The sequence below is a fragment of the Brevundimonas sp. KM4 genome, assembly GCF_000964075.1.
Classification (GTDB): domain Bacteria; phylum Pseudomonadota; class Alphaproteobacteria; order Caulobacterales; family Caulobacteraceae; genus Brevundimonas; species Brevundimonas huaxiensis.
On the sequence record NZ_JZRG01000023.1, the window covers coordinates 67,362 to 83,386 of the forward strand.

Annotated in this window: 12 protein-coding genes; 9 read left to right on the forward strand and 3 right to left on the reverse strand. The window is 63.9% G+C overall.

Annotated features, from left to right (window positions below):
* Positions 1-19: 19 nt before the first annotated feature.
* Entirely contained in the window at positions 20-1,351 is a 1,332-nt protein-coding gene (locus VH88_RS13085) for a sigma-54 dependent transcriptional regulator (RefSeq protein ID WP_045811651.1), read from the reverse strand.
* The gene (locus tag VH88_RS13090) at positions 1,351-3,102 is read right to left on the reverse strand and encodes an ATP-binding protein (protein WP_156146840.1); all 1,752 of its coding nucleotides are present in this window, start codon (positions 3,100-3,102) and stop codon (positions 1,351-1,353) included. The genes VH88_RS13085 and VH88_RS13090 overlap by 1 nt, the downstream gene beginning before the upstream one ends.
* A gap of 321 nt (positions 3,103-3,423) precedes the next feature.
* On the opposite strand from VH88_RS13090, the gene VH88_RS13095 reads away from it, so the two are divergent.
* The 4 genes from VH88_RS13095 to VH88_RS13105 all read left to right on the forward strand — a co-directional run bounded on the left by VH88_RS13095 (position 3,424) and on the right by VH88_RS13105 (position 9,277).
* On the forward strand, positions 3,424-4,776 hold the full coding sequence (locus VH88_RS13095) for a dicarboxylate/amino acid:cation symporter (protein ID WP_369796290.1): 1,353 nt from the start codon (positions 3,424-3,426) through the stop codon (positions 4,774-4,776).
* A 62-nt stretch (positions 4,777-4,838) separates the two neighbouring features.
* Positions 4,839-6,353, forward strand: coding sequence for a TonB-dependent siderophore receptor (locus VH88_RS16525; RefSeq protein WP_231576687.1), 1,515 nt, complete (start codon positions 4,839-4,841; stop codon positions 6,351-6,353).
* Positions 6,354-6,374: 21 nt separating this feature from the next.
* Positions 6,375-7,910, forward strand: a complete 1,536-nt coding sequence (locus VH88_RS16530; protein WP_231576688.1) for a TonB-dependent receptor domain-containing protein — start codon at positions 6,375-6,377, stop codon at positions 7,908-7,910.
* 14 nt (positions 7,911-7,924) lie between these two features.
* Positions 7,925-9,277, forward strand: coding sequence for a hypothetical protein (locus VH88_RS13105; protein WP_052689611.1), 1,353 nt, complete (start codon positions 7,925-7,927; stop codon positions 9,275-9,277).
* A gap of 92 nt (positions 9,278-9,369) precedes the next feature.
* Here VH88_RS13105 and VH88_RS13110 read toward each other — a convergent pair whose 3' ends face one another.
* On the reverse strand, positions 9,370-10,722 hold the full coding sequence (locus tag VH88_RS13110) for an MFS transporter (RefSeq protein ID WP_017504041.1): 1,353 nt from the start codon (positions 10,720-10,722) through the stop codon (positions 9,370-9,372).
* A 210-nt stretch (positions 10,723-10,932) separates the two neighbouring features.
* On the opposite strand from VH88_RS13110, the gene cyoA reads away from it, so the two are divergent.
* From cyoA to VH88_RS13135, 5 genes are all read left to right on the forward strand, one after another.
* Entirely contained in the window at positions 10,933-12,162 is a 1,230-nt protein-coding gene (gene cyoA, locus VH88_RS13115; protein WP_045811667.1) for a ubiquinol oxidase subunit II, read from the forward strand.
* A 13-nt stretch (positions 12,163-12,175) separates the two neighbouring features.
* Entirely contained in the window at positions 12,176-14,179 is a 2,004-nt protein-coding gene (cyoB, locus tag VH88_RS13120; protein WP_045811652.1) for a cytochrome o ubiquinol oxidase subunit I, read from the forward strand.
* A 2-nt stretch (positions 14,180-14,181) separates the two neighbouring features.
* On the forward strand, positions 14,182-14,805 hold the full coding sequence (gene cyoC, locus VH88_RS13125) for a cytochrome o ubiquinol oxidase subunit III (protein ID WP_039248366.1): 624 nt from the start codon (positions 14,182-14,184) through the stop codon (positions 14,803-14,805).
* The gene (gene cyoD / locus VH88_RS13130) at positions 14,802-15,197 is read left to right on the forward strand and encodes a cytochrome o ubiquinol oxidase subunit IV (RefSeq protein ID WP_045811653.1); all 396 of its coding nucleotides are present in this window, start codon (positions 14,802-14,804) and stop codon (positions 15,195-15,197) included. The genes cyoC and cyoD overlap by 4 nt, the downstream gene beginning before the upstream one ends.
* A 67-nt stretch (positions 15,198-15,264) precedes the next feature.
* On the forward strand, positions 15,265-15,963 hold the full coding sequence (locus VH88_RS13135; protein ID WP_045811654.1) for an SURF1 family protein: 699 nt from the start codon (positions 15,265-15,267) through the stop codon (positions 15,961-15,963).
* Positions 15,964-16,025: the final 62 nt, after the last annotated feature.

The following is a 16,025-nucleotide window of genomic DNA, read 5'->3' on the forward strand; positions in this document are numbered from 1 at the left end:
CCAGGATGGTGGGGCGTTCTCAGCGGAAATCGGCGGGCTTTAGGCCATGCCGCTGCAGCTTGTCGTACAGCGTCTTCCTCGGAACCTGCATTTCGGCGAGCACTGCGGATATGTCCCCACGATGGGACTGTAGCGCGTCGCGCAGCAGTTCGCCTTCGAACCTGTTGACGCGGTCGGGAAGACTTAGGCCGTGATCGGGCGCGCGGGTGTTGTCATCGAGTGACAAGGCGACGCGTTCCGCAAAATGCGCCAGTTCGCGGATATTGCCGGGCCAGTCGGCCTCGACCAGCAGGCGTCTTACGCTGTCGCTTATAGAGGGAATATCGATGCCGTGGCGGTCCGCCGCGCGACGCAGGAAGTGGGCGAACAGCAGCGGAATGTCTTCTCGCCGTTCGCGCAGGGGCGGTACGCGGAGTCTCACCACGTTCAGACGGTAATAGAGGTCTTCGCGAAAGGCGCCCCCACGTGCGGCCTCGCCGAGATCGATCTTTGACGAGGCCAGTACACGCAAATCTAAGGCGCGGGGCTCGTTGGCCCCGATGGGATGGACCTCGCGTTCTTCCAGGACACGCAAAATCTTGACCTGAACGGCCAGAGGCATGCTCTCGACCTCGTCCAAAAACAATGAGCCGTTGTGTGCGCGTTCGACGTGCCCGACCCGGCGGCGCAAGGCTCCGGCGAAGGCGCCGAGTTCGTGTCCGAACAGTTCGCTCTCGATCAGCCCGTCAGGCAGGGCGCCGCAGTTGACGGCGACGAACGGGGCCAATCGTCGCCGGCCGCCGTTGTGCAGGGCGCGCGCAACGGCCTCCTTTCCTGTTCCGGTTTCGCCTTCGATCAGCACGTCCATTCGGGCATCGGCGATCTGAGCGATGGTGGCGCGGAGGGCAATGATGGCGCGAGACGATCCCGCCAGGGGCAGCTCCTGTCCGCTGTCCGAGGCCATCGCCAGCAAGCGACGGTTTTCCAGGACCAGACCGCGTTTTTCCAGAGCGCGGTTCAAGCTGTCTTGAAGGCGCTCAAACGGAAAGGGCTTGGCGACGAAGTCGTAGGCGCCGTCCTTCATCGCTGCGACGGCGTCGGTGATGTCGCCATGGCCAGTGATCATGATGATCGGCAGGGTGGCGTCCAACGCTTGCAGGCGGCTGAGCAACTGGCGGCCATCAAGGCCAGGCATCCGCAGGTCGGTGATCACGACGCCCGGAAAATCGGCATCGATCGCTCTCAGCGCGGGTTCCGCCCCTGGAAAAGCGCGAATGTCATAACCTTCCAGGGTCAGGCGCTCGACCAAGGCATGGCGGAAATCGGCGTCGTCCTCGATCAGGGCGACGGCAGTGGGGCGGGCAAATTCCATCACGCGATCCTCAGGGTGGCGACAAAGGTCGCTCCGATGTCCTCGTCGACCAAGTCGAGCTCGCCACCGAACCCGGCGATCAGATCTCGACAGATGACCAGACCCAGGCCGAGCCCATTTGCGCGTGTGGTGACAAAGGGGGTGAACAGTTGGGCGCGCACAGCGGGCGGCACGCCTGGACCATTGTCGGAAATACTCAATCGAACACGGTCTTTTTCGCGCAAGACCTTCAGCGTTAGGCGTGGCCGATCGCAGCCTTCCAGCGCTTCTGAAGCGTTCTTGACCAAGTTGACGATCACCTGTTCCAGACGAAAGCGGTCGGCGCGTACTGTGACGTCTGCGTCGCCCTCACGGATCAACTCGACGCCGCCCTCGTCCAATCGGCCGCGCGTCAGCAGCAGGGCGCCGTGGATGGCGTCCTCCAGACGGACGATGCCGATTTTGGGATCTGACTTTCTGGAAAAGACCCTGAGGCCTTCGGTGATGGCCCCGATGCGCTGGGTCAGGTCGCTGATCCGCGCCAATGCCCCACGCGCCTTAGCGGCCTCGTCGCGATCAAGCAGAACGCCGGCGGTCTCTGCCTGGGTCTGGATGGCGGCGACGGGTTGATTGATCTCGTGCGCCACGCTGGCGACGATCTGCCCCAGCGCGGCGAGTTTGCTGGCTTGAACCAGCTCGTCACGCAGCAGTTCGCGTGCGGTCTCGGCTCGGCGGCGTTCCTCGATCTGGCGATTGAGGGCGGCGTTAGCGTTACGAAGCTCGTGGGTGCGTTCGTCGATCAGCCTTTCCAGTTCCAGCCGCGCCTCTTCCTCGGCACGGGCGCGGACAAGGGCCTGATGGCGACGACGCAGAAGCACGACGATGACTCCTGCCAGCAGGGTGACGATCAGGGCCGCAAGCGCCCGCGCGGTTGCGACGGCCATCCCAATGGATCCACGATCCGGCGACAGCAGGTGCAGAGTCCAGCCGGGCGTTTCCGTTGGGATCGCCGCATGCATCCAGCGCTGCTCGCGGCCATCGACTGGAGCTTGGATCAGACGCGGTCGATCATTGGGAGGCGTTACGAAGGGGAGGGGGCGCAACGCCTCGGGTTGGAGCGTCTGATCGGTCAATGTCAGCCGCCGTCGAAGTTCGTCCTGCGCTTCTGTGGTGCGGAAACGCCATGCCGGCACGCTGGTTATCAGCACGACGCCGCCGGGGTCGACAACATAGGCCGGCTCACCAGACGCGCGCCATTCGGCCTCGAGAGCGGCGAACTCGACCTTGACCACGACGACGCCCACGGCGGAGCCGCTCGACCCGTCAACACGCCGCGCCAGATAGAGTCCGGGCCGGCCGGACACAGTGCCCAAGGCGAAGAACTCCGCCTGGCCTTGGCGCATGGCGTTGATGAAATAAGGCCGAAACCCGTAGTCGGCGCCGACGAAACTGGTCGGCAGGCGCCAGTTGCTGGCAGCGCGGGTTCGTCCGCTGGCGTCGATGATATAGATGGCGGCGGCGCGTGTCTGACGCGCCAAGGTTTCCAGTTTAAGGCTGACTGTATCGCCTTTGGCAGTCTGCGGGGCGCTCAGCAGGTCGGCGATGTCGGGATCGCTCGCCAACGCCAGGGGCAGGGAGCGGTGCTTTTCCAGTTCGCTGCGTAGCACGGCCGCGTGCAGGGCGGCGGCGGCCTCTGTCTGCCGAGCCAGTTCGATCTTGGCATCACGCCGAGCGACCTCGCCTGCGCCGAAAGCCGCCAAGGCTGCGATCATGAACCAGCACACTGTCGTTACCAGCCAAAGGGAGCGCCAAGGTTTTCGAGCCGAGTCTGTGACCTGTGCATCCTGCATGTTCGCAGTGTGCGGATAATCGCACGATAGGGCCAGCCTTGTGGGTGAAAAACCGCACAAATATCTTAACCGATCCTCACGCTTTTCCAGAAAGTGCCTGATTTTCATAGAGAACGAGGCGTTGGATCAATCGCTTTCGCGATGATGGTTCTCGTTGGAAGCTCTATCCAACGGAGCGTGGCGAAGATCGCGCCCATCGAGGAGACTGCGGGATCACCCCCCGCACATCAGGAGCCCTTCGTGATCTCAGTCCCGTCAGAGGCCGCGCCGGTCGTTCGCCGGCCGTTCTATCGCCACCTGTATTTCCAGGTGCTGATCGCCATCGCGCTCGGCGCCTTGATCGGTCACTTCTGGCCGACGTTCGGCGAGAGCCTGAAGCCGCTGGGCGACGGATTCATCAAACTGGTGAAGATGGTCATCGCGCCGGTGATCTTCCTGACCATCGTGACCGGCATCGCCGGCATGCGCGATCTTGGTAGCGTCGGTCGCGTCGCCGCCAAGGCTTTCGCCTACTTCCTAGTCTTCTCGACTCTGGCTCTGATCGTGGGCCTGATCATCGCCAATCTGGTGCGTCCGGGCCATGGCTTGAACATCGACCCGGCGACGTTGAACGCCGGCGCTGTCGAGCAGTATGCGGCGGCCGCGCACGAGAGCACGATCGTCGGCTTCCTGATGGGCGTCATTCCCGACACGCTGGTCAGCGCCTTCTCGACCGGCAACATCCTGCAGGTTCTGTTCGTGTCGATCCTGTTTGGCCTCGCCCTTGCGTTGGTGGGCGAACGGGCCCAGCCGGTGGTCGATCTGTTCGAGACCCTCAGTCTTGCTGTGTTTAAGTTGGTCGCTATCGTGATGAAGGCTGCGCCCATCGGCGCCTTCGGGGCCTTCGCCTTTACGATCGGCGCCTATGGCATCGCATCGATCGCCAATCTGGCCGCCTTGATCGTGACCTTCTACGTCACTGCGATCATCTTCGTCGTCGGCGTGCTGGGTCTGGTGGGCGTCGCCAACGGCTTCAACATTCTCAAGCTGATCCGTTACCTCAAGGAAGAGCTTCTGCTGGTGCTGGGCACTTCCAGTTCAGAGGCGGCCCTGCCCAGCCTGATCTCCAAGATGGAACGCGCGGGCGCCGCCAAGTCGGTCGTCGGCCTGGTCGTGCCGACCGGCTATTCGTTCAATCTGGACGGCACCAACATCTATATGACGATGGCGGCTCTGTTCATTGCTCAGGCGCTGAACATCGAACTCACCATCTGGCAGCAGATCACGCTTCTGCTGGTCGCCATGCTCAGCTCAAAAGGCGCAGCGGGCATCACGGGCGCGGGCTTCATCACCTTGGCGGCGACCCTGTCGGTCGTGCCGGATGTGCCAGTCGCCGGCATGGCCCTGATCCTGGGCATCGACCGCTTCATGAGCGAATGCCGGGCCCTGACCAACTTCATTGGCAACGCCGTGGCCACCATCGTCGTGGCCCGCTGGGAGAACGCGCTGGATCGCGACGCTCTAGCGGCCGCGCTGGACGGACATCCCTTGCCGGTGGCGGCGCTGCCTGACCCTGCGGCGGGGCCTGGAGACGATCTGGTTCTCGCCAAGGACTGACGGCGAGAACGACTTTTGAATGACGGGACCGACGACATAACGACGGCCCGGGAGGAGGAAACATGAAGATGCAATCCAAGTTCGCACTGATGGCGGGCGCGGCCTCGGCTGTCCTGCTGATCTCGGCGGGAGCGGCTCTGGCTCAGGACGCCGCGCCTCAGTCCACGCCAGCGCCGGAGGGCGAGGCGGCGCAGGTCGAGGACATCGTCGTCGTCGGCTCTCAGATCCGCGGCGCCTCCACCACGGCGGCTCTGCCGGTGACCGTCGTCACGCAGGAAGAAATCATCGCGACCGGCGCCGTCAGCGGCGATGATCTGCTGCGGTCCATTCCCCAGATGGGCGATGTGCTGTTCTCCAGCGCCAACAATCCTCAAACCTCGAACGCAGCGCGAGGCGACGTCAACTCGGTCAATCTGCGCTCGCTCGGGGTGGGCAACACCCTGGTGCTCTTGAACGGACGTCGGATCGTTCAGCACCCCACCAGCCAAGGGACGTCAGACACCGGCACGGTGCCTGTGCTCAGCTACAACTCCAACGCCATTCCGGTCTCTGGGTTGGAGCGGTTGGAGGTTCTGCTGGACGGCGCCGCCGCCATCTATGGCGCGGACGCTGTCGCAGGCGTCGTGAACACTGTGCTTCAGCAGGATTTCGATGGCTTGGAGATGAAGGCCCAGTACGGCGGCGCGGAGGGCACGCATCGTCGAGAGTTCACCTTCGGGATGTTCGCAGGCAAGGATTTCGAGCGGGGCAATCTGTCGGGCTTCCTCGACTACACCAACCGCACCGCCCAGCAGGCCAGCGACGAGCCCTATACCGCCTCGGACGACCGCCGCAGCCTGTTCGCCAACGTGCCGGGCTATGAGAATTCGACCGACACCGACGGGCGCTCTTCCTATACAGCCTGGGCCAACTTCCAGACGCCGTTCCAAGTCCGTCGGGGCACAACGGCCCTGACGACCGGCGCCGGCGCCTTCCACAATCAGCCTTCCAGCTTCGGCTGCACCGCGCCGGTTGGGGGTGATGTTTGCCTGGCCAGCGGCAACATCAGCTACAGCGGCGCTGGCCGCGAGTTGCGCTACGACGGGGCGCGGGGCACCACCCAATCGCCGGACATCGAACGGTTGAACCTGTTCGTGTCGGGTCACTTCGATCTCGACAACGGCGTCACGGCCTTTGGCGAACTCGGCTATTACACGGCATCGACCCAAAACCTTCAGCCGCCGACCATCCTGCTGAACCCGCTCTGGATTCCAGCCAGCAACTACTGGAATCCGTTCGGTCCCGTCACCTTTGCCGACGGCACGCGCAATCCCAATCGTCTCGCTGGCCTGACAAACGTCCCCACAGCCGGGACGGCCGTTAAGCTGGTTCGGTATCGCTTCAACGATCTGGGCGCCCAGGTGGTGGATGTCGACAACTGGCAGTCCCGATTCCTGGGCGGCCTGCGGGGCGAATGGCGCGGCTTCGATTGGGAAAGCGCGCTGCTGTATTCGGAAGCCGAGGCCACCGACAGCTCGAACGCCGTCAATCTGACCGCGCTTCAGGCCAATCTCGCCCTGTCGACGCCCGACGCCTAAAATCCGTTCAGCGGCGGCTGTGTGAACGATACCAGCTTCGGCGATTGCACGCCCAGTTCTCAGGCCGCGATCGACGCCATCACGACCGACCTGACACGGGTCTCCAAGACGACGCTGGCGCTGTGGGACTTCAAGCTCAGTCGTGCGGATGTCTTCGCGTTACCGGCCGGACCCGTCAGTATGGCCCTGGGCGTCGAGGCGCGTCGGGAAACTCAGCGTGACGACCGCGACGCCGATCTGGACGGCACCAACGTCTTCCGCGACAGCGTGTCGGGCGAGATCAGCCAGTCCAACATCGCCGCGGTTAGCTCCAACCCCGACACCTACGGCAAGCGCGAGGTTTATTCGGCCTATGTCGAGTTTGCCGTGCCCGTCGTGTCGCCGGAGATGAACATTCCGCTGGTTCGCAGTCTCGATTTCCAACTGGCCGGTCGATACGAGCACTATTCCGACTTCGGCGATGTGGCCAAGCCCAAGATCGCCATGGCCTGGGACCTGGTCGAAGGCGTGCGCGTCCGGGGCTCGTATTCCGAGGGTTTCCGCGCCCCAAACTTGGAACAGACCAACGCGGCGCAATACGGGCGTCTATCGACCAATAACGATTACATCCGCTGTGAGGCCGATCTACGCCTGGGTCGGATCACCAACTTCAACCAATGTTCGCAACCCGCCAGCGCCTCGCTGCTGGTGTCGGGCAATCCCGAGCTTCAGCCCGAGGAAAGCACCAATCAGTCCATCGGCCTGGTTTTGCAGCCCTGGTTCATTCCCGAGCAGTTTGGCCGGTTCACCTTCACGCTGGACCGCTGGAAAATCGAGCAGGAGAAGATCGTCGGTCTGCTGGGCGCGCAGTCGAACGTCGTGCTGGACTATCTGAACATCCTGCACGGCACGCGGAACGACAACGTCAACCGCGCGGCGGTGACGGCCGACGACATCGCCTTCTTCCAGGGCAGCGGAATCACTCCTGTCGGACAGATCGTCTCGGTCGAAGACCAGTTCATAAACTTGCTGCCGCAGACGGTGGAGGGGCTCGACATCGGTCTACATTGGCGGCTGCGCGGCACACCTTGGGGCAACTTCCGCGCCAGCGTTAATGCGGCGCATCTGACGAAGTTCGACCGTTCTCCCGGCCCCTTGGTCGAGTCGCTGTTCGCAGCGCGTGAAGCCGGCCAGATCAATGCGAACACGCCGCTGCCGATCTCTCAGACCCTGTTGGCTCGCAACGGCCGGCCGGAATGGCGGGTGACGGGCTCGTTCACGTGGTCGCAAGGGCCATGGCAGGTAGGCGCATTCACCCAATACAACAGCGCCGTCACCGAAGCCGGCTTCCTCAGCGCCCAAGGTGACCCCTGGCAGGTCGATAGCCAGATCACTGGCAATCTGTATGGTCAGTATGAGTTCGGCGACAACACCGGCTTTGCGTCCGGCACAACGGTGCGCCTGGGGGCGCGCAACATCACTGACGAGCAGCCGCCGTTGACTTCGTCGGGCTATCTGGGCGCGCTCTACAATCCCTACGGCCGCTACTGGTACGCCAACATCTCCAAGACGTTCTGAGAGGGAGAGGCGCGATGACCGACCGTATTGTTCGATCTCTGGGGGCGCTGGTCGCCGCCTGGGCCGGCATCGCGCCGATGACGCAGGCGCAGGAAACGCAGACGGCCGTCGCGGCGCCTGTCGATCCTGCGCCCGCGCCAGCCGATTGCCCGGACTTCGTGCCGCGGCAGACGCGGTGCTGGTCGGGCAGGGCGGTCAAAGGCGGCTATTATTGGATCGCCGTGCCTCAGGACTGGAATGGCGCCCTGATCGTTCACGCACATGGCGGACCTCGCACCAGCGCGCCAGAACCGAACGATCCGCTGGAGGACATGGAGCGGTTCTCCATGACGGTGAAGGAAGGTTTCGCATGGGCGGGCTCGACCTATCGCCGTGGCGGCTATGGCGTACGGATGGCGGCGGAAGACACGGACGATCTGCGCCAGATTTTCTGGAACGCCTTCGGCAAACCACGTCGAACTCTGGTGCATGGCCAGTCCTGGGGCGGAAATGTCGCGGCCAAGACGGCTGAGCTCTACGCCCGCGATGCCGAGGGACAGGTCATGTGGGACGGCGTCGTCCTGACCAACGGCGTAATCGGCGGCGGGACCCGCACCTACCGCTTTCGCGCCGATTTGAGAGCGGTGTATCAGTTCTACTGCAACAACCATCCGCTTCCGAACGAGCCCCGGTATCCGCTTTGGCAGGGGCTGCCGCTAGACAGCGATCTGAACCGGGCGCAGTTGGCCGAGCGGGTCAAAACCTGCACGGGCGTGGGCCTGCCGCTTGCCGAGAGGTCGGCTGAGCAGAAGCGCAATCTGGCGGATATCCTGGCCGTGACGGGCGTGAACGAGGAACAGTTGGTTCCGCATCTGGCCTGGGCGACCTTCCTGTTCCGCGACATGGTTTTGCGCCGTCTTGACGGGCTGAACCCCTTCGACAACAGCCATACGGTCTATCAGGGTTCGCACGACGACGAGGCGTTGAACGCTGGCGTTCAGCGGTTCGCGGCTGATCCGATGGGTGTGGCGCGCTTGGCCTACGACGCGGATCTCAGCGGTCTGATCGTGGCGCCGACGCTGACGATCCACGCCAAAAACGATGCGACAGCCTTCGTCTCCAACGACGCGCTTTACAGGGAGACGGTCGCCGCAGCGGGACGATCGGACCTATTGGTCCAGACGTTCACAGACGAGTCCGAACATAGCCGCCTATCGCCGCCAGAGTACGTCGGTCTTTTCCAGGCGATGATGCGCTGGCTGGACGAGGGCGTGAAGCCGACGCCCGCTGACGTTGCCACGCTGTGTCAGGTGGCGGCTTCACGCTACGAGGACGGCTGTCATTTCGACACCACCTTCAAGCCGTCGACGGACAGCCGCGCCAACTGAAGCTGCCGCTGCGGCTCACAACGATCTGCTCCAAACGCAACACGGCCCGCAGGCGACTGCGGACCGTGTCTGTTTGTGCGTGACCTGAAAGATCAGGCCGTCTTGGCGCGGTCCTTGTCGGAGGAGCTGCGGGCCAGTTCGCGGTTCAGCCACAGGGCCAGCAGCGTGCAGATCGCGCCCGACAGCAGATAGGCGCCGGCGGCGATCAGGCCGAACTGGCTGGAGATCCACAGGGCCGCGAGGGGCGCAAAGCCCGCGCCGAACAGCCAGGCCAGGTCCGAGGTGAGGGCGGACGAGGTATAGCGGTTGGTCAGGCTGAAGCTGGAGGCCACCGGGCCCGAGGCCTGGCCGAACGACAGGCCCAGCAGGATGAAGCCGGAGATCATGAAGGTCAGCTCGCCGACCGGGCCGCCGTTCAGCAGTTGCGGCGCAAAGCCGGAGAAGGCGGCGATGCCGGCGGCCGTGATCGCCAGCAAGGTGCGGCGGCCGTAGCGGTCGGCCAGAATGCCCGATGCGAGGATGGCCAGCAGGCCGAAGACGGCGCCCACCATCTCGATCAGCAGGAAGCGGACCGGCGTTTCCTTGGTGAACAGAAACACCCACGACAGGGGGAAGACGGTGACCATGTGGAACATGGCGAAGCTGGCGAGCGGCGCGAAGGCGCCGATAGCGATCTTGGGGCCTTCGTCGCGCAGGGCCTGACTGATCGGCGTGGGTTGAAGCTCGCGCGTCTCGAACAGCTTCTGGAAGGCCGGCGTCACCACGATGCGCAGGCGGGCGAAAAGAGCCACGACGTTGATGGCGAAGGCCACGAAGAAGGGATAGCGCCAGCCCCAATCCAGGAAGTCAGGGGCCGACAGTGTGTTCAGGAAGAAGGCGAACAGAGCCGAGGCCACCAGCAGGCCGATGGGCGCGCCGAGTTGAGGGATCATGGCGTACCAGCCGCGCTTCTTCTCTGGCGCGTTCAGCGCCAGCAGCGAGGCCAGACCGTCCCAGGTGCCGCCCAGGGCGACGCCCTGGCCGATACGGGTCAGGGCCAGCAGCACCGGCGCCCACATGCCGATGCTCTCATATCCGGGGATGAAGGCCACCGACACGGTGGAGGTGCCCAGCAGCAGCAGTGCGGTCGTCAGCTTGGCGCCGCGTCCGAACTTGCGGTCGATGGCGATGAAAAGGACGGTGCCCAGCGGCCGGGCCAGGAAAGCCAGGGCGAACACGGCGAAGGAGAGCAGGGTGCCGCCCACCGCGCCCGCGTAGGGGAAGATCAGCTGCGGGAAAACGACCACCGAAGCGATGGCGTAAACAAAGAAGTCGAAAAACTCGGAAGTTCGGCCGATAATGACGCCGATGGCGATCTCGCCGGCGTCAACCTTGCCATGACCCGTGTGAAGGGCGGCGGCGTCGCGTTCCAGCGACTCTGACGAAGGGGTCGTCGAGGCGGACATGGGCTTGGTCGCTCCGTGTGAGACTGAATTATCGGCCGTACGGCAGGTCGCCGCATTATGACCGGGCGCCCTTTGCGATGAAAGCGGCCTCGTGAGGATAGGACATATTGCCCAATGTCGTTCCTGATTGAGCTTGAGTATCCCGCCGCCTACGAACGCCAACCGTCGCGGCGCCTCCCCTTCGCCCGACGCTTTTCGATTGGATCCGCCTTGCGCCGTCTGCGCCTACTTTTGCTCGCGCCCGTCGTGGCCCTGCTGTCGGCCTGCAACCTGGTCGTCCTGAACCCTGCCGGCGACGTCGCGTCCCAGCAGGGCGATCTGCTGATGATCTCGACCCTGCTGATGCTGATCATCATCGTGCCGGTGATGGGTCTGATCGTCTTCTTCGCCTGGAAGTATCGGGCGTCGAACAAGGATTCGGAGGCCGACTACCGTCCCGACTGGGATCACTCCACCTCGCTGGAGCTGGTCATCTGGGCCGCGCCGCTGATGATCATCATCTGCCTGGGCGCCCTGACCTGGGCCGGCACCCACCTACTGGACCCCTATCGTCCGATCGATCGGATCAAGCCGGGGCAGGCCGTCGAGGAAAGCGCCGAGCCGTTGCAGGTCAACGTTGTCGCGCTCGACTGGAAGTGGATGTTCATCTACCCGCAGTACGGCGTCGCCACGGTCAATGAACTGGCCGCGCCGGTCGATCGTCCGATCCGTTTCCACATCACCTCGTCCTCGGTGATGAACAGCTTCTACATTCCCGCACTGGCCGGCCAGATCTACGCCATGCCGGGCATGGAGACGAAGCTGCATGCCGTCATCAACCGTCCGGGCGAATACGAAGGCTTCTCGGCCAACTATTCCGGCGACGGCTTCTCGCACATGCGCTTCGCCTTCCACGGCCTGGATCAGTCCGGGTTCGACCAATGGATCGCCGGCGTGCGCCAGGGCGGCCAGACGCTGGACCGCGACCGCTATCTGGAGCTGGAAAAGCCCAGCGAGAAGGTGCCCGTCATGCGCTTCTCCAATGTCGACGGCATGCTGTGGGACGCGATCCTCAACATGTGCGTCGAGCCGGGCAAGATGTGCATGGGCGAGATGATGGCCATCGACAAACAGGGCGGCCTGTCCATGGCGTCGGTGCGCAACACCATGCCGCTGGTCTATGACAAATACGCCGGCCGCGGAAAATCGCCCGCCTACTTCGGCTCCAACGAGAGCTACGTCATGACGATCTGCACCCCGTTGCAGGCCGAGGCGGCCGCCGCCGATCGCATGCGCCGCGCCGAACTGGATACGGTCGCCGGACCGACCAGCCTGGAGCGCCTGACCGGGCAGGGCTTGTCGCCAGGCCAGACTCCAATGGCCTCGCTTACGACGCTGGCCCGCAATCCTTTCGCCACGGGGCCGGTTCCGACCGACGTCCGTTCCGCCCCCAACGCCTGAGCGAACACAGTCGATGAACGCTGATCAACTCATTCCGCTAATCTTCGGGCGCCTCACACCTGAGGCTCTGCCGTTGCACGAGCCGATCCTGGTCGTGACCATGTCGGTTGTGCTGCTGGGCGGTCTCGCCCTGTTCGGCGCCCTGACCTATTTCAAGCTGTGGGGCTATCTCTGGAAGGAGTGGTTCACCACGGTGGACCACAAGAAGATCGGGATCATGTACATGATCCTGGGTCTGATCATGTTCGTGCGCGGCTTTGCCGACGCTATCATGATGCGCCTGCAACAGGCGATGGCCTTCGGCGGGTCCGAGGGTTATCTCAACGCCCACCACTATGATCAGATCTTCACCGCTCACGGCGTGATCATGATCTTCTTCGTGGCCATGCCGCTGGTGACGGGCATCATGAACTATGTCGTGCCGCTGCAGATCGGCGCGCGCGACGTATCCTTCCCCTTCCTGAACAACTTCAGCTTCTGGATGACCACGGCCGGCGCCGTCATCGTCATGGCCTCGCTGTTCGTGGGCGAGTTCGCGCGCACAGGCTGGCTGGCCTATCCGCCGCTGTCGGGCATCGGCTACAGCCCCGGCGTCGGCGTGGACTACTACATATGGGCGTTGCAGATCGCGGGGGTCGGGACAACGCTGTCCGGCATCAACCTGATCGCGACGATCGTGAAGATGCGCGCGCCCGGCATGGGCATGATGAAGATGCCGGTCTTCACCTGGACCTCGCTGTGCACCAACGTGCTGATCGTGGCGTCCTTCCCGGTCCTGACCGCCGTCCTGGCCCTGCTGACGCTGGACCGTTACGTCGGCACCAACTTCTTCACGAACGACTTCGGCGGCAACCCGATGATGTACGTGAACCTGATCTGGATCTGGGGTCACCCCGAGGTCTACATCTTGATCCTGCCGCTGTTCGGCGTCTTCTCGGAGATCGCCTCGACCTTCTCGGGCAAGAAGCTGTTCGGCTATACCTCCATGGTCTGCGCCACGGTCGTCATCACGATCCTGTCCTACCTGGTCTGGCTGCACCACTTCTTCACCATGGGCTCCGGCGCGTCGGTGAACAGCTTCTTCGGCATCACGACGATGATCATCTCGATCCCGACGGGCGCGAAGATCTTCAACTGGCTGTTCACGATGTACCGCGGGCGCATCCGGTTCGAGCTGCCGATGATGTGGCTGGTCGCCTTCATGCTGACCTTTGTGATCGGCGGGATGACGGGCGTGCTGCTGGCGGTGCCGCCGGCCGACTTCGTGCTGCACAACTCGCTGTTCCTGGTGGCCCACTTCCACAACGTCATCATCGGCGGCGTGCTGTTCGGCCTGTTCGCGGCGATCAACTTCTGGTGGCCCAAGGCGTTCGGCTTCAAGCTGGATAAGAAGTGGGGCCTGATCAGCTTCTGGTGCTGGGTGCCCGGTTTCTGGCTGGCCTTCCTGCCGCTGTATGTGCTGGGCCTGATGGGCGTGACGCGCCGGATGCGGGTGTTCGACGATCCTTCGCTGCAGATCTGGTTCGTCATCGCCGCCATCGGTGCCGGCGTCATCGCCCTGGGCATCGCGGCCATGTTCATCCAGTTCGCCGTGTCGATCATCAACCGCGACAAGCTGCGCGACACGACGGGCGACCCGTGGGGCGGCCGCACGCTGGAGTGGGCGACCTCGTCGCCGCCGCCGGCTTACAACTTCGCCGCCACGCCCTACGTCCATGACGCCGACGCCTGGTGGGATATGAAAAAGCAGGGCTATCAGCGTCCGCTGAGCGGCTACAAGGCGATCCACATGCCCTCGAACACGGGGGCGGGGATTATCATCTCGGGCCTGTGCCTGGTGATGGGTTTGGCCTTGATCTGGTACATCTGGTGGCTGGCCGCCATCAGCTTCATCGGGGTGTTGGCCGTCTCGATCGGCCATACCTTCAACTACAAGCGCGACTACTACATCCCCGAGGATGAGGTCCGTGCGACAGAAGAGGCGCGCACCCGCGCCCTGGCCGGAACGGAGGCCTGATCATGAGCGCGACTGCGACCGAGATCGACCGGACCGTCTTCCACCTGGAAGAGGAGCCGCACCACGAGGAAGGCTCCAGCACCATGCTGGGCTTCTGGCTGTATCTGATGAGCGACTGCCTCATCTTTGCGATGCTATTCGCCGTGTTCGGCGTGCTGGGCGGCAACTACGCCGCCGGGCCGGGCCCCAAGGAGCTGTTCGACCTGGAGCTGGTGGCGATCAACACCGCCATGCTGCTGTTCTCGTCGATCACCTATGGCTTCGCCATGCTGGCGATGGATCGGAACAACCAGCGTCAGACGCTGGTCTGGCTGGCGATCACCGGCCTGTTCGGCCTGGCCTTCCTCGGGATCGAACTCTACGAGTTCGCGCACCTGATCCATGAGGGCGCGACGCCGCAGCGCAGCGCCTTCCTGTCGGCCTTCTTCACCCTGGTGGGCACCCACGGCCTGCACGTCACCTTCGGCATCATCTGGCTGGTGACGCTGATGGTTCAGGTCAGCATGAAGGGCCTGATTCCCGCCAACAAACGCCGCCTGATGTGCCTGTCGATGTTCTGGCACTTCCTGGACGTCATCTGGATCGGCGTCTTCACCTTCGTCTATCTGCTGGGCATGCTGCGATGAGCGCCGACAAGAACGACCACAGCCCTGAGTCTCACGAGACCGACCACTTGGGTCACGAGGGGCACAATCACGGCTCCTTCAAGAGCTATATGATCGGCTTCGTGCTGTCGGTGATCTTGACGGCCATCCCGTTCGCCCTGGTCATGACCGGCGTCCTGCCGACCCAGGCGACGGCCCTGATCGTCATGGGCTTCGCCGTGGTGCAGATCGTGGTCCACATGATCTTCTTCCTGCACATGAACTCCAAGTCCGAGGGCGGCTGGATCATGCTGGCGCTGATCTTCACCATCATCGTGGTGGTCATCGCCCTGTCGGGTTCGCTGTGGGTCATGTACCACCTGAACACCAACATGATGCCCATGACGCACGACATGGCGCAGATGGGCGGCTGAGGTCGAAATCACGGACCCGTCTTCAGCCCCGGCCGGCGGCACGGCCAGACGTTCGCGATCCTTCCGCATGGCGGTCGTGGTCGCGGGCCTGGCGTTGTTCGTCGGCTTTCTGGCGCTGGGCGGGTGGCAGGTTCAGCGCCTGGCCTGGAAGACCCATCTGATCGCCCAGGTCGACGCGCGCGTTCACGCGGCCGCCGTTCCCGCGCCCGGTCCGACTCAATGGGCCGGCGTGACGCGCGACAAGGATCAGTACCGCCGCGTCACGGTTCGCGGTCGATTCCTGCACGACAAGGAAACCCTGGTTCAGGCGGTGACCGACGCCGGTGGCGGCTTCTGGGTCATGACGCCCCTGGTTGACGACCGGGGCTTCACCGTCCTGATCAATCGCGGTTTCGTGCCGTCAGGCCGACGCGATCCGGCCGTCCGAGCCGATGGTCAGGTCGAGGGGCCGCAGACGGTGACCGGACTGCTCCGCATCACCGAGCCCAAGGGCGGCTTCCTGCGCGCCAATGATCCGGCCGGTGATCGTTGGCGGTCCCGCGACGTCGCGGCGATCGCGGCGCGGCGCGACCTGACGAGCGTCGCGCCCTATTTCATTGACGCGGACGCCAGCCCAAAGCCAGGGGGATGGCCGCGCGGAGGGCTGACGGTGATCCGGTTCGCCAACAGCCATCTGGTCTATGCCCTGACCTGGTTCGGCATGGCGCTGCTGACCCTGGTCGGTCTTTGGCTGTTCCTGCGCGACGGCAGGCGCAACAGGTCGTGACGACGACAACTTTGCAAAGACTGCTGGGCCTGGGGCTCAGAGGCGGGGTCGCGACCCACGGC

Bases quoted from the DNA above. Each gene is read 5' to 3' on its own strand.
- VH88_RS13085 (WP_045811651.1), bottom strand. From the start codon at position 1,351: ATGGAATTTGCCCGCCCCACTGCCGTCGCCCTGATCGAGGACGACGCC.
- cyoC (WP_039248366.1), top strand. From the start codon at position 14,182: ATGAGCGCGACTGCGACCGAGATCGACCGGACCGTCTTCCACCTGGAA.
- VH88_RS13105 (WP_052689611.1), top strand. From the start codon at position 7,925: ATGACCGACCGTATTGTTCGATCTCTGGGGGCGCTGGTCGCCGCCTGG.
- VH88_RS13110 (WP_017504041.1), bottom strand. From the start codon at position 10,722: ATGTCCGCCTCGACGACCCCTTCGTCAGAGTCGCTGGAACGCGACGCC.
- VH88_RS16525 (WP_231576687.1), top strand. From the start codon at position 4,839: ATGAAGATGCAATCCAAGTTCGCACTGATGGCGGGCGCGGCCTCGGCT.
- cyoD (WP_045811653.1), top strand. From the start codon at position 14,802: ATGAGCGCCGACAAGAACGACCACAGCCCTGAGTCTCACGAGACCGAC.
- VH88_RS13090 (WP_156146840.1), bottom strand. From the start codon at position 3,102: ATGATCGCAGCCTTGGCGGCTTTCGGCGCAGGCGAGGTCGCTCGGCGT.
- cyoB (WP_045811652.1), top strand. From the start codon at position 12,176: ATGAACGCTGATCAACTCATTCCGCTAATCTTCGGGCGCCTCACACCT.
- VH88_RS13135 (WP_045811654.1), top strand. From the start codon at position 15,265: ATGGCGGTCGTGGTCGCGGGCCTGGCGTTGTTCGTCGGCTTTCTGGCG.